Origin of the sequence: Marinoscillum sp. (genome assembly GCF_040222955.1) — a bacterium.
Lineage (GTDB): Bacteria > Bacteroidota > Bacteroidia > Cytophagales > Cyclobacteriaceae > Marinoscillum.
Genome location: NZ_JAVKCA010000012.1, coordinates 176,405 through 189,837 on the forward strand (window position 1 = coordinate 176,405; position 13,433 = coordinate 189,837).

Below are 13,433 nucleotides of genomic sequence, written 5' to 3' on the forward strand. Positions count from 1 at the left end.
AATCAGTCATCCCTTTTTTATGTGGTTTTTAAAAAAATATTAAGTCTCAGGCTGACAAAGCAAAACGTGCCGTTTCTATACGGAGTAGATGGTCAAAAGTCAGAAATTGCGGTACAGTTGTACTAAAGTGACAGATGGGCAGTAGCCACATGCATTTTACCGGCCTGTTACCTGTCGGCTATTTTAGCTAGTAGTTGATTAGGTTCGATGATCTCAGTTCCATCGAAAGGGTTTAGTTCCAACAAGTCCTGATCTCCCGTTACTAAAAAATTAGCCTTTGAAGCTCTGATTAATCCCAGCAAAAAGTTGTCTTTTGGATCTCTGCAAATCTTCGGATCCTCTATGACTTTATAGTCGGTTCCGATAAAGTCCATCAGTTTCAGTAGTTCCGTTACTTTCTCCTTGCTGAAATACTTTTGAAATTTCTTCCTTCGTGTTACTTCTGTCAATTCTGTTCGAAGTTGTTCGGAAAGTATGATTTCAATTCTCTGAGAAGTTAGAAGTTCTGTCAACTCACCAAGTTGATGGCCAATGAGGTAACTGATCCAAATATTGGTGTCGAATATGACCTTAGTTCGCTGTTCGCTTGTCATAAAGGTCTTGTCTGACTTGTTCAACCTCTGACGTTATCTCATTCATAGAAAGTTTGTCAGTTCGAAAAGCAGTCAATAGCTCAGTCAGTTTGGAGCCAATTGTTTCCTTCTCAAGTTCACGAGAAATCTTGATCTTCTGTTCATCTGGTAAGTTCCTGACCAGTTCGAGTATCTCAGAGAAAGAAAGGTTCATGTTCGCTTCCATAGGTTAAAGTTACGAAAAAGTAGCACTATCTGTTATCATGGTGCAGCTGACAGATATGGCACAGTGGCCTCCGAGCTTTGTTAATTGCGATAAAAGTAGCTTATCTGTCTGGCTTGGCCAAGGGGTGCATTCAAAGCCTGCTGGCAGGTATCAAACAAGCATTCGCCATGCAGATTATCCCCATAACCATCGGGACTCCCACGAGTAGAAGATAGAAGAAAGCACTACGGGTTCTTACCTGCCGGCACGGGCAGGGCGACAGATAAGCGGGATGTTTAGCAGGCACCTTGCAGATGGCTAATTAAGATCATTCGCAATATCGTCTTTTACCTGTTCGCCTTTTTACGTTTTGCCTTCAAATTTTTTAGTTGTTCAGCTAAATAAGCACGTTCCTCACTTAATGACATGTTCATGATGTCATGGCTAACCTGATCACGAATTTCTCTCATTCGTTCTACCATCGTTTGTGTGCTAGTTGCTGTCTTCATCTCTAAAAATTTCCTTCGGTGTTCGGATTTCAGTCATCTGATACCCTTCCCTAAAGTTAATGGAATTATTATCCTCTTATACGTTCAAGGTTCACAATATGCTTAAAGTTCCAGCTTGCAAGTACGTCGGCTTTGTAAATTGTAGCCAATGCAATATGCTGACAGTCCGCCATGCTTGTTCGTCCAACAACGTTCTCAGAAATGTACAATTCGGCTAGTTGTTTGGCTTCCTGGGTTAATTCGACTCTTTCAAAATTCTGCAACGATTCGTAGAGTTCTACTATGCGTTCAGGTGCATTATAAATTTCAAGTTCAAGGATTTCAGATACTAGAACTGTTATGCCTTGCGTGTTCAGGACATTAAAGAATTTTTTAGTTGGATCTTCAAATTCTGCGTCGAAATATCCTCCAAATACTGAAGTGTCGATGTAAACCCGTTTGATCATACACAAAGTTCGCTAATTGCAGAGAACTTGGCAAGTAGCAGGGTGACAGGTAACGCCACGCTCGTAGGAGTGCGCCCCGAGCTTAGCAGAAAGCACTAATCTAGCAGAAGTGCACCAGAAGCACAACGGTTTCCATGAAGCACAACGTTGCACAAGTAAATATCCAGAACCACAGATTTGTCTAAAAGCGATGAAGTTTCAGAAGGTGCTTCTGTGGGGCAAGTCCCGATGAAGCTGGAAAAGATGCAGTTTGGCACATAACCGATAGTGTCTGTTACCTATCGGCTTTTTTCCTATTCTCCTCGTTGCTGTTCCGATAGTACTCCTTCAACTGTTCGAAGGTCATATTCTCAGTATCTCTGTCAATCTTGTTTCGAATTTCACGCATCATTTGTACAGCGTCGAATTCCTTATCTGTTGTTGTCTTAGTCCTCATAGTTCACAATCTCTCTTGGTGTTCGAATCTCAACTGTTCTGTAACCCCTTTGCAGATTAACACCGTTGTATAGATGTATCTTGTTCAGGTTAACAATATGTTTGAAGTTCCAACTTGTTAAAATCTCAATTTCGTTCACAGTTGCTGTCGCAATGTGTCGGCAATCCGCCAGGCTTTTGACACCAACTATTTGGCTGTTAATATATTGTTTGGCCAATATTTCAACGTCCTCCGTTAACTCGACATAGACTTTGTGTTCAGTTGGAAAGTCGTCCAGAAAATTACGGATGAATTCAGGTGCATGTTTCAGTTCCTCAGTTAGGAGTTCGGATATGACTATCTGGAATTCGTGCTTCTTGACAGATTCAAAGAAAATTTTAGTCCAGAATTCGAATTCTTCGTCGAAATACCCTCCAACCACGGAAGTGTCGATATAGACCTTTTTAATCATTCCTTAAAGTTCGTCAAATGCGCAGGTCTTTGCAAGTAGCACCGCTGATAGGTAATAACCGGCTAATAACCACCAATGGCTGCCACCGCCTTCTAACACTACCAAATCTAGCGGTTTTTAAATCCTGAATAAACCATTGTCGGCTATGGAGACCCTCAAGCCGGGTAGGCTGTTACTTTTCCTTGATGAAAAGTAACCAAAAATCATGACAGAATGATCACTTCTAACCCTATCCGATCACTATCGGGGCCATCGCACGCACGGAATTCTGTCGGGCCGTCCCGCCTTTGCGCAGAGGTTTCAGGTTCATGCATGTTGAGCTTCGCGTTGAAAGAAAGCCTCTACAAGGAAGGCGCGTAACCCGCCAGCCGTGGCTCACTTGCTGGAGACAACTCCAGCAAGGGCAAAAGGTAAAATGCTGTGTAGCCCGAGCTTTTTAAATTCCGATAAAAGTATCTTGTCGAACCCGCATTTGCAGGGGCTCATGGCCTATGGGTTTTTAGCATTTGATGTGTGCTGGCCAATCTTCAATTTCCAACTATCAAAAGTGCTCCTATAATCAAAAGAATTATCCACCCTGGATGTTTCCCCTTGGTAGCAGTTAAGACTAAGATAGAACCTGCCATCATTGCATAAATCGTTAACTGAGTAATCCATCTTATAACTTCCGTATTAAGCTCATTTTGGGTTAGCGATATTTTCACAAGAATAGTCCCAAGACACCAACCAAAAATAGTTGCCAGGTGCCAAGTCGCCCAAATGATTCTTATATGTCTTTCTTTCAAGTCAGCACTATTCTTTGATGGAACGATGCTACCTGGATTCCTTTTACTGTTGAAAATCAGCAACTCGCCTAAAATTGAATGAACAATCCCCAATATGAAGCACAAAATTCCGGCGATGAGAAAGGAAATATTCATAGATCAATTTTTATAAGTTCGGTTTCTCAGCTTGCACACAACAGCCGGCTTAACAACACCAATTGCTGGTATCCGCCTTGTGACCCTATCAAATCTGCGGTTTTTAAATCCTGAATAAACCATTGTCGGCTATAGGGAAATTCAAGGCTTTCAAAACTCCAAATAAATAATCCGCTGTTTCCAAAATTTATTTTTTGTACTTACCTCATTTGCTATATGAAATAATCGGAACTTGAATTAAATTTATCAAAAAACACCAAACAATCTCCAAAAGAGAACCACCTAACCAAAGTCGTATGAAAGTTTGCGTACAAACAATTCAGCCTTTCGCCTTAACCCTTTTACTTTTGATCGGTTGCAAGAGCGAAGTAATAGTTAACTCTGACATTAAATATCAACCCGTTAAGAGTGTCTCGTTGAATCCTTATAAATCTGTTCAATTTCGAGATCCAACCAGCCAAAATCCGAATTTAACATTGGGAGTATCAATTGCTGGTGGAGGTTCTAGGGCTCAGTATTTTGGAATAGGAGTTCTTTTGGGCCTGGAAGAAATCAAGGATCCAAATAATTCAGAAAGTAACAGAAATTTCCTCTCAGAAATTGACTACCTCTCAACAGTATCTGGTGGTGGATTCGCAGCAGGCTACTATCTGACAATAAAGAAGAATGTTCTTTTCAAAAGTAGTCGTTTCAGTACTTTCAATGAATTCTGGCTTTCAAAAGCCAGGATAGACTCACTTCAGGAGTTTCTGGGTGCCAAATCTGATTTAAAGGAAGTATTAAATGCCAAGCGGTATGAGAAAAATAAGAAGAGTCTGAGTTTTCCTTCAAGGATTGACTGGGAACTTCTTCAATATTCAAAAATCGACTTACAAGGACAGTCGATTGATAGAATGTTTTTGAGTGATTTGTTCATTCCGGCTGGTAGTGATAAACCTCCGCTCTTTCCAATATTGGTAACTAATGGAACCATTTACAATAACCTAGAAAGGTTGCCATTTATGCCTCATATTATTGAAGACCTTCAGATTACCAGATCACTCATGCCCGAGCAACCATTATCAAGTGATAATACCGTTTCAAATGGTTATAACTTGCCCCTGACCTATGCCATTACAGCAAGCTCTGCATTTCCCGGTATTTTGCCACAAGTAAAATTTGGAATCAAAGAGAGTGCCAATAAAGTGATTAGAGTAATTGATGGTGGGGTAGTCGATAACCTGGGTTATACAACCTTGATAGAACTATTAAAAGAAGACAAAAATCCAAATCCAAACAAGAGAGCTCTCATCATCGATTGTTCAGCGGCAGGTCAATCCGACAGATTTAGTAATAACGAAATAATAAAAACTTTCCCCTTAGTTGAAGATGCATTACTTTTTACTGTTGACTCAAAATACATGTATCATCAACATGATATTCAAACCGAATTATTAAATAGTGATATCCCAAGAGAAAATTACTTTGTCATTGGAATATCAACACTGAGAACCGAATTGAATAATTTGGATGAGACCAAGTATCCAGACTTATCAGCTCGTAGAGCTAAACTCCGATCAGAAATAGGCTTAAAAGAATCCAATTCCCAGGCAAAGGCACGATGGGAGAATCTATTCTTCGAATTTGAAACCAGCATAATCAGCACCATCAAACCAAATGTAGATGGTCATATTTTAGCTACATCATATGATGACAATAACCTTCGCCCTATTGACCTATTGACAAATGAGGACTTTGAAAATATCACACCTTTGCAAACTCTTCTTCTTTACGAATTAGCGTCGCAAATAGAAACACGAATACAAATTTGGCGATTGGAGAAATCCATATTGACCCTAGCCGGAAGATATGCGGTTTTCTTAAAGAGAAAAGAAATCGAAAAGTTGTATCAACTTTGATTTTTGTACCTGACAAGTTTATGAAACCTGACAGGTATGACCAAGAGGTTAAGGTCTATACGCTCCTGATGGTTATGAGCGGTATTTTTATTTATTCAAGTCTGTTGGTGCTTGTCCACATTCCACTGCTTTGTCCCACCCTTCGACGGGCTCAGTCTGACAAGGCATTTCCCGGAGGCATGGAGCGAAACATCTCCGACATAAACTTTGTGAAAAACTCACTCATGGCATGACCTGGAGTCATGCCATGAGTGTAGTTCTCGCAATATAGAAGCGTAATGAGCACATCAGCCAGGCAACCCTTCCATGATCACACCGGTGGATGTGGTGGCAGACAGCCGAAGGGCCTTCAATTCTTTGTATTCGTCAGAGTCGTACCAGTTTTCTGCCATTTCAAAACCCGGAAACTGAATCATCACGAGGTAGCTGGGAGTTGCCGATCCCTCCAGTACACGTGTTTTACCACCCAGTACCAAGTACTTCCCCTGGTATTTTTCTACCACTTCACCCACTTTACTTTTGTAGGTAGCCAGATCCTCCGGACTTGTTACCGTGAGGTTGTCAAATAATATGTAAGCTGACATATGTTTGTTGTTTAATGATGTTTAGAAATTATTTTGATTCTATCGGTAAGGCAATGGGCCGCATTGGAGAGCCACTCGCTCCCTTGAGCTTCAGCGAAGCTGCGATGAATGCGAATTCATAAATTTCATCTTTGGCCAACTCCTCCAGGTACATCTGCTCCATGAACATCACACCCTTTTCGGCCAGAAGATAGGTGTGCACCGGCACCCAGTTGTCTTCACGCTCAGGCGGAAACGCCTCAAAACTTAGATTATCGGCTCCAAGAAGCATGATTCCTTCGTCCTCGATGAGCCACTTTACGGCATCAAGACTGATCCCCGGATAGTTGTCGAGGTAGTGATCGGCATCCTGATAAAACTCGGCCTGACCAGTGCGGATAACGACAACATCGCCGGGCTCCAGTTTAACACGCTGCTTTTTAAGTGCATCCTGAAGATCATTAGCGGTAATCCGATAGTTTTTTGGAAGGGTTCCCTTAGCTGCTTTTACATCAATCATCACCCCGCGTGCTATGATAGGAAGAATGGTCTCTGCTCCTGTTTTTTTCCAGCCCTTGTCTCCCAGGTGCTCCTCAGCAGCAAAGCCATTCCAGATTTTACCATTTAGCCCAAAATGATTGAGCGCATCAATGTGGGTGCCCATGTGGGTGTACATAGAAATGGCATCTCCCGTATAGCTCACCTTGCGGTTCATGGCTTCACCCAGCCCGTTTGGGTTGTCCACTACGGTACCGTGTGGGGTGTGGGTAAGCCAATACTGATAACCCGGATCACCCAGCGCATGGAAGCTGGGCATTCCTACAAAGTAGTCAACACTAAGGTCGTAAACCCTACCCGAATTGATTTGTGAAAGTACCCGGAGCGTGGATGCTTCGGTCATTAAGTTCAGGGTGCCGATTTCGTCTTGCGATCCCCAGGGACTGGTTCCAACTACCTCATTGCGCTGTGCTGTGACAGTCACGGCGAGGAGTAGTAACATAGAAAAGAATGTTGCTTTCATAGCTTTTAACTTTTTGGTTACAAAGTTTCAAACCAGCGAAAGCGAAAACATTAAGGTATCTTAAGAAAAGCCTTGGGTGCTCCTTTTTTTCCGAATGGCACTCAGGTGTTCAGGGGTAATGCCCAGATAAGAGGCGATCATGTACTGGGGAATCTGCTGCTCCATGTCTCGATACCGGTTGATGAACCGGGAGTAGCGCTGCTCTGCCGTCTCACTCATCGACAGGATCGTTCGTTCCTGCAGGGCGACATAGCCATTTTGTGTTTTAATGCGAAAGAATCGATCCATCATAGGTACCTCATCATATAGCTCATTGAGCCTGTCGCGATGGATCTGGTACATGGTGCTATCGGTGATGGCCTGTATGAAAAAGGTTGCCGGGTTTTTCGTCAGAAAGGCATAGAGGTCGTTGATCCACCACCCGGAGATGCCAAACTGGAGAATGTGGTCCTGCCCATCTTTCTCCACCGAGTAAACCTTCATGCATCCTTCTGAAACAAACCGCATGTGGTTGGAGGGCTCCCCTTTTTGCAGGAGGTGTTCTTTCTTCTTCAGGTGTCGGGGTTTAAATGCATCGCAGATCAATTCCACCTCCGGTTCAGTAAGTGGGACCAGTTCCCTGATGTTTTTAATGAGGGTGTTGAGCATATGGTTATTGCTGGGCTGCTTTATAGATCTGGCACAATGCCCACCCCTCCACATTTTCCTGCCGGCGGGAAGATCATCGTTTCCCTTGTTGTCAGATGCTTTATTTCGCAGCTAATTTGGAGTAAATGTCTAAACTAATAAATTGCCCATTTTTGATTTCACAGTCATGCATTGTGCCTTCCAAATGAAACTTCAGTTTTGCGAGGGCTTTCTTACAATTCACGTTTTCTGTCTCCACGAAACCCTCAATCCTGTGTAGCCCCATATGATCAAATGCATGGTTAAAGATAAGTGGTATTGCTTCGGTCATGAATCCTTTACCCCAATTTTCTGGCAACAACCAAAAACCAATTTCCGCTTTTCTATTTTCTTTACTCCACCCGTTTAATCCTCCGGCTCCCAGAAATCTCCCATCCTCTTTTGAACATACCGCCCACCACATTCCGGTTTCATTTTTCTCAAGGTCAGCAAACCAAATCATTTGCTCTTTGGTCGCCTCCAGGCTAGAGAAACTAATTCCATAATATTTGATAATATCAGGATGAGAGAGGCCCTTAAAGACATTTTCCAAATCCGAATCAACAAATTGCCTTAACCTCAATCTTTCAGACTCTAAAATTGGAAATTTTCTGCGCATCTGTGTTCGATTTCTAAGTACTTAAAGTGGTTAGTGTAAAATAGCAAGGGATTTGAAAAAAGTTGTTAGCTCAGTCATTTCGAGATTTCGCCCTGTTTATTTTCACACCTTTTAATGTCTATTATCTTTCATAAGCCTAAGGAACATTTTCACGGAAATAGACAGACCATTTATGCCAGAAGCATTATCCTCAACAAACATTTTCATGTGGTCAATATCTTCTTTTTCATAGAGGTTTCCATTAAAAAAAAGACGCTCTATAGAGGTTGTGTTTCTAATATCCTCCAGAGGATTTTTATCTAAAATAAGTAAATCAGCTATTTTATTTTCTGCTACAGTTCCATAAATCTCAGTAACGTTAAAGTATTCAGCAGGGGTGATTGTCGCACTTGCTAATGCTTCAGCGGGGGATAACCCTGCCTTAACCAGTTCTTCAAGCTCACGATGTAAGCTAATTCCAGGAAATGAATACGGGTCATACGAATCCGTTCCTGCCAATATTTTTACTCCTTTTTCATGTGCCAAACCTGTTAACTCTAATCCTTTAATATAAAAGTCTTCCAGGTACTGTTGGTTACCTTTGGCCTTTGCATACTCCTTCATTTCCGAAACATCATCTTTCCATATTAGCGATACCAAATAAGGTATATACCTAAGATTTTCATCGTCTAAAAATTCTTCATCATTGGTAAAGGCTTCATATTTTCGGGTAATATGAGTTGGACAGAAGTAGGTGTTATTTTTTACCATGGTATCTACGAGTGCATAGAATTTTTGGTAATCGAAACCGGCCAACATATCAATTGATGAAGGCCTGTCCTCTTGATCAATGTCTTCATCCGAATACATAGCCCTATAATATTCACGGTTTTTTTCCGCCAGCGGGTTAGCATGTTTTAAAAATAAATGGGCATGTTCAAAGCTCCGCTGTCCGGCATTTGAGGCATCAATAGGATTAATTGCATTCGGATAGTGCCCGGCAAAAACAACGCCCTGCTTCTTTGCTTCTTCTGCTAAGGGAAAATATCTATCGGGTAATATGCCTGAATAAATCTTAATAAAAGTCTGGCTATCTTTTGCCGTTCTGTTGACTAATTCTAAAACATTTTGTTCATCATAATTTGCACCTACTATTTCATCAGCAAAACCAATTAATCTTGGGCCTAATAGTTCTTCTGAGTCTATTTTCTTTCTCCATATAATCCGCTCTTTGTTAATATTAACAATGCCTTGCATATCCCTGATGCAGGTAACTCCATTTGCAATATGTAGTGGCATGATTACTTGTGGGGCGATCTGAAATGCGAGATGTGAATGCATGTCCCACAAGCCAGCCAAAGCATATTTTCCTCTGCCATCAACGATTTGACTATGGTCATCTTTTGAAGTAGAATCTCCTGTGGTAATTTTTACGATCCTGTCATTTTTGATATATACAAATTGATTGGTTATGATTGAATCGTTTGCGACATCTATAATATTGATGTTTGAAATGATATAGTCATTGGTATCTGCTTTTTGACTTAATGGCTCTGCAATAGGATAGATAAAGAGCACCAGAACAATACCTAGAATGCAGCCAATAACTATAAGTCCGGATTTAAATAATTTTAGGATTACTTTTTTCATTGAATTTCCTTTCATCTGGTCTATTTGCAAATAACCACCAGCCACAATTGAACACAGCCCTCAATTTTTGGTGACTTCTCATCAATGGAAAAGTCGCAGAAGGCATGATGCGCATGACTATACAATATGGCTATAGGCGGTCAATATTTTTGTTTCAAAATTTTCCTTTCTATCCCTACCTCTCTTTAAAATCCTTAATCACCCCATCCACAATCCACATGGCTATGGCATCACGGTTTTCCCAGTCGAGGATGCGCCGCTGGTCGCGGGTGTTTTTCAGATTGCCGATCTCCACATACACCGTGGGTGCTTTGGAGTATTTGATGATGTACAGGCTGTTTCGAGGCTCTATGGTGCCGGAGTACTTGCGGTTGGGCTGATAGCGCGCATACTTCTGTTTGAATGTCTGCTGCAGGTTTTGTGCCAGTCGCTGCCCATCCCGGCTCAGCTCATGGTAGTAAAAAAACACATCAATGTTTTCACTCTTGCTGCGGCTATCCACGTGGGTCTCTATGATCCGCTGATAGGGTTTCCCGGCATGTCGGTCATAGAGCTGGTTGACCACCTCCACCCGCTGTTTCAGGCGTGCGGAGTGGTTGCGGGGAATGCGTTTCGATGGGTAGGTCTCTTCGTCATGATCTACCTCCAGTAGCCGTGCATCCCGTATGCCGTCATTGGGATCGCGTGTGATCAGGTAGACCAGCGCGCCATTAGCGATCAGTTTGCGGGCCAGGCGCAGTGTCACATCATAGGCATATTCATCCTCTGCCAGAAGCTGCCCACCGTAGGACTCCACCGCCCCCGGGTCCGGTCCGCCATGCCCGGAGATGAGGTAAAAAACTGCACCCTCCAGCTGCCGGCTCTCTATGGAAACTGTGGCGTAGTCTGACCCGAAAATGCTGTAATACCGCTTTTCCAGCACTTCGGTGGCCTTCACGGTCTGCATATCCACACTGTCAGGCATCACCACTTCCTCATCAGCCTTTTCCACCTTTTCTTCAGGCTTGGGCAGCAGATAAATCCTGCCGATGAACAGGCCATTCTCAGAACTCAGGTTTTCCTTATTCAGTTCAATAAAAGGTGCGAGGTATTTCTTAGGCTCCAGGCCACTGTTTCGTAGGAGCGAATAGATCCCATCGCCCTGCACTGCCATCACCTTTTGGTGCTCCTGGGCATGGGTAAGGTAGCTGCCTGCCAGCAGCAAAAAAGTAATGAGTTGCTTCAGCAATGGATTTCTATGGATTAGGATCGCTGCGAAATTATAAAAGGAAAGATTGGATACCAGCCGTAGCCAAAAAGAATTGAATAAATAGTGCGGTTCATGGAAACTTGTGAGCAGATCACTCAAAAATAAGCCCCGTTCAAAATACTTTTTCCGCTTCTGCTGCCTACGTCCTTCACGTCCCCTATTTTTGCAGCATGTACATGGCGATTTGTGGAAATATTGGTTCAGGGAAGACGAGCCTGGCAGAGAAATTGGGACATCACTACGGCTGGGACGTGCTCTACGAAAGCGTAGATAACAACCCCTACCTGGCAGATTTCTACGAAAACATGGAGAAGTGGGCCTTCCACCTGCAAATTCACTTTCTGAACAGCCGGTTCTCCCAGATCAAAAGCATTCAGGACAAGAAGCAGTCGGCCATTCAGGACCGCACCATCTATGAAGATGCCTACATCTTTGCCATGAACCTGAAAAAATCGCAGCTGCTCAACGAAAGGGACTATGAAACCTACCTGGCCCTTTTTAACTCGATGATTGAGCACATACATGCCCCGGACCTCTTGATTTACCTGAAGGCGGACATCCCCCGGCTGGTAAGCCAGATCCAGAAGAGAGGCCGCGAATATGAGAGCGCCATCCGTCTGGATTACCTCAAAAACCTCAACGAACACTATGCGGAGTGGATCAACAACTATGACCAGGGCAACCTGCTGATCATAGATGTCAACCATTTGGATTTTGTGAATAAGCCGGAAGATTTTTCATTTATCGTGGAGCGAATAGATGCCGAGATCAACGGCCTCTTCAGCAATAAGAAGCTGGGATAAAAAGGGATCTGTCAACCTTTGTTAAACAGGTACATCCAGATCACGCGACCCATTCTGAAATTGAAGCCCCAAAGGAGCAACACCGTGAAAATGGCCAAGTACAGGATGTAATCAAGTGACACCCCGATTACCAGACAGACCAGCAGCACGGCGACCATTTCAGCAATGTTCAGCCCATAGCTGACATACATGGCCCCCATAAAATACCCTGGCTCTATTTCATACCGGTGGTGGCAGTGTGCACAGGTCTCATGCATCTGCGGCATTTTCATCAGCAGCACATTGCCCTTGGTCTCAAAGACCTCCCCTTTTCCACAAATCGGACATTTCTCCTGAAAAACTCCTTTCAGCCTGTTCTGCATTTCTTAAAAATAATTATGAGCAAAATTGATTCATTAATACAAATGATCAATTAAACTAAAGTTTCCAATATTTGTACAAAAGAGACATCTTCCTGATGATGAAAAAAATCAATGTGCTGGACCTGGCCGAATTTGAGCGCAGCGGAAACCCGCTCGACTTTTACTGCAACACCTTCAGCAGGCACTTGCAAGCGCACCATGGCGCCATCACCGCACCACATAAGCACAACTTCTTCCTCATCGTACTTTTCACCAGTGGCAGTGGCCTCCATGAAATTGACTTTGAGAAATACCGGGTGACTCCCGGGAGTGTCTTCTTCCTCGCACCCGGACAAACCCACTACTGGGAACTGTCAGACGACATTGACGGGCTCATCTTCTTCCACTCTCAGGAATTCTTCGACCTGTCCTTCACCGATCGCTCAGTCTATGATTTTCCTTTCTTCTACTCGCTGCTCAACTCCGCCACCCTGCAGCTGAATCCTCCGGACACCAAAAGAATGGCAGCTCTGTTCAATGAATTACTCACCGAATACAGTGGCAAAAACACTTTCATGACCACCCAGAAGCTTTCGTCCCTGCTGAGCCTTACTTACATCGAGCTTAGTCGTCTTTACCTGGCTCAGGGCCAAATGGAAGTATCCAAAACGGGCATCTACTCTGAGTACCTGCGAAAACTCGAAAAACTGATCGAAGAAAACTTCCGAACCCTCAAATCACCGGCTGCCTATGCGCAGCAACTTCACATCACCGTGCGGCATCTGAACAGGCTCACTCAGGAATCGCTGGGTAAATCCACCACCCAACTCATCACCGAGCGGGTACTCCTGGAAGCCAAGCGCATGCTGGTGCATGGCTCCACCTCACTCACCCATATAGCATATGACTTGGGCTATGAGGACTATGCCTACTTTTCACGGCTCTTTAAAAAATGGACCGGTCACACCCCCTCCTCTTTTGCACAGCAGTATCAGTCGGGCCGAACAAGAAATCTTCCACCTAATCCGTGATGAATAAAAGCCCTTACATCAGGTGGTCATAGTATCTTTGATCCATTGACGATCTAAACCTGCGGTACCCATCA

General features: G+C 43.3%; 17 protein-coding genes. 4 read left to right on the forward strand and 13 right to left on the reverse strand.

The window, feature by feature from the left end; genetic code table 11:
• Window positions 1–167 precede the first annotated feature (167 nt).
• The 6 genes from RIH33_RS12080 to RIH33_RS12105 all read right to left on the reverse strand — a co-directional run bounded on the left by RIH33_RS12080 (window position 168) and on the right by RIH33_RS12105 (window position 3,539).
• A complete protein-coding gene (locus RIH33_RS12080; RefSeq protein WP_406653126.1) occupies window positions 168–593 on the reverse strand; it encodes a putative toxin-antitoxin system toxin component, PIN family in 426 nt (141 codons plus the stop codon).
• Window positions 571–798: a type II toxin-antitoxin system VapB15 family antitoxin gene (vap15, locus tag RIH33_RS12085; protein ID WP_406653127.1), complete on the reverse strand. Its 228-nt coding sequence runs from the start codon at window positions 796–798 to the stop codon at window positions 571–573. The genes RIH33_RS12080 and vap15 overlap by 23 nt, the downstream gene beginning before the upstream one ends.
• A 556-nt stretch (window positions 799–1,354) precedes the next feature.
• Window positions 1,355–1,732, reverse strand: coding sequence for a PIN domain-containing protein (locus tag RIH33_RS12090; RefSeq protein ID WP_406653128.1), 378 nt, complete (start codon window positions 1,730–1,732; stop codon window positions 1,355–1,357).
• A gap of 274 nt (window positions 1,733–2,006) precedes the next feature.
• Window positions 2,007–2,168 (reverse strand): hypothetical protein, encoded by a 162-nt coding sequence (locus RIH33_RS12095; RefSeq protein ID WP_406653129.1) that lies wholly within the window; start codon window positions 2,166–2,168, stop codon window positions 2,007–2,009.
• The gene (locus tag RIH33_RS12100) at window positions 2,158–2,619 is read right to left on the reverse strand and encodes a hypothetical protein (protein WP_406653130.1); all 462 of its coding nucleotides are present in this window, start codon (window positions 2,617–2,619) and stop codon (window positions 2,158–2,160) included. The genes RIH33_RS12095 and RIH33_RS12100 overlap by 11 nt, the downstream gene beginning before the upstream one ends.
• A 527-nt stretch (window positions 2,620–3,146) precedes the next feature.
• A complete protein-coding gene (locus tag RIH33_RS12105; protein ID WP_406653131.1) occupies window positions 3,147–3,539 on the reverse strand; it encodes a hypothetical protein in 393 nt (130 codons plus the stop codon).
• Window positions 3,540–3,835: 296 nt separating this feature from the next.
• On the opposite strand from RIH33_RS12105, the gene RIH33_RS12110 reads away from it, so the two are divergent.
• Window positions 3,836–5,437 carry a patatin-like phospholipase family protein gene (locus RIH33_RS12110; RefSeq protein WP_406653133.1) on the forward strand — a complete coding sequence of 534 codons (1,602 nt, stop codon included), beginning with the start codon at window positions 3,836–3,838 and terminating at the stop codon, window positions 5,435–5,437.
• A 20-nt stretch (window positions 5,438–5,457) separates the two neighbouring features.
• Entirely contained in the window at window positions 5,458–5,670 is a 213-nt protein-coding gene (locus RIH33_RS12115; protein WP_406653134.1) for a hypothetical protein, read from the forward strand.
• A 54-nt stretch (window positions 5,671–5,724) separates the two neighbouring features.
• Here RIH33_RS12115 and RIH33_RS12120 read toward each other — a convergent pair whose 3' ends face one another.
• From RIH33_RS12120 to RIH33_RS12145, 6 genes are all read right to left on the reverse strand, one after another.
• The gene (locus RIH33_RS12120) at window positions 5,725–6,021 is read right to left on the reverse strand and encodes a DUF1330 domain-containing protein (protein WP_406653136.1); all 297 of its coding nucleotides are present in this window, start codon (window positions 6,019–6,021) and stop codon (window positions 5,725–5,727) included.
• 28 nt (window positions 6,022–6,049) lie between these two features.
• Window positions 6,050–7,021, reverse strand: a complete 972-nt coding sequence (locus tag RIH33_RS12125) for a cyclase family protein (protein ID WP_406653137.1) — start codon at window positions 7,019–7,021, stop codon at window positions 6,050–6,052.
• A 60-nt stretch (window positions 7,022–7,081) separates the two neighbouring features.
• A complete protein-coding gene (locus tag RIH33_RS12130) occupies window positions 7,082–7,669 on the reverse strand; it encodes a Crp/Fnr family transcriptional regulator (RefSeq protein WP_406653139.1) in 588 nt (195 codons plus the stop codon).
• Window positions 7,670–7,769: 100 nt separating this feature from the next.
• Window positions 7,770–8,306, reverse strand: coding sequence for a GNAT family N-acetyltransferase (locus tag RIH33_RS12135; protein ID WP_406653140.1), 537 nt, complete (start codon window positions 8,304–8,306; stop codon window positions 7,770–7,772).
• Window positions 8,307–8,417: 111 nt separating this feature from the next.
• Complete coding sequence (locus tag RIH33_RS12140) at window positions 8,418–9,935, reverse strand: amidohydrolase family protein (protein WP_406653141.1); 1,518 nt, start codon at window positions 9,933–9,935, stop codon at window positions 8,418–8,420.
• A gap of 175 nt (window positions 9,936–10,110) precedes the next feature.
• Window positions 10,111–11,163: an N-acetylmuramoyl-L-alanine amidase gene (locus RIH33_RS12145; protein ID WP_406653142.1), complete on the reverse strand. Its 1,053-nt coding sequence runs from the start codon at window positions 11,161–11,163 to the stop codon at window positions 10,111–10,113.
• A gap of 191 nt (window positions 11,164–11,354) precedes the next feature.
• Between RIH33_RS12145 and RIH33_RS12150 the strand changes: the two genes are divergently transcribed.
• The gene (locus tag RIH33_RS12150) at window positions 11,355–11,987 is read left to right on the forward strand and encodes a deoxynucleoside kinase (protein WP_406653144.1); all 633 of its coding nucleotides are present in this window, start codon (window positions 11,355–11,357) and stop codon (window positions 11,985–11,987) included.
• 11 nt (window positions 11,988–11,998) lie between these two features.
• Here RIH33_RS12150 and RIH33_RS12155 read toward each other — a convergent pair whose 3' ends face one another.
• Window positions 11,999–12,349 carry a DUF983 domain-containing protein gene (locus RIH33_RS12155; protein WP_406653146.1) on the reverse strand — a complete coding sequence of 117 codons (351 nt, stop codon included), beginning with the start codon at window positions 12,347–12,349 and terminating at the stop codon, window positions 11,999–12,001.
• Window positions 12,350–12,420: 71 nt separating this feature from the next.
• On the opposite strand from RIH33_RS12155, the gene RIH33_RS12160 reads away from it, so the two are divergent.
• On the forward strand, window positions 12,421–13,359 hold the full coding sequence (locus RIH33_RS12160; RefSeq protein ID WP_406653148.1) for a helix-turn-helix domain-containing protein: 939 nt from the start codon (window positions 12,421–12,423) through the stop codon (window positions 13,357–13,359).
• Window positions 13,360–13,433 lie beyond the last annotated feature (74 nt).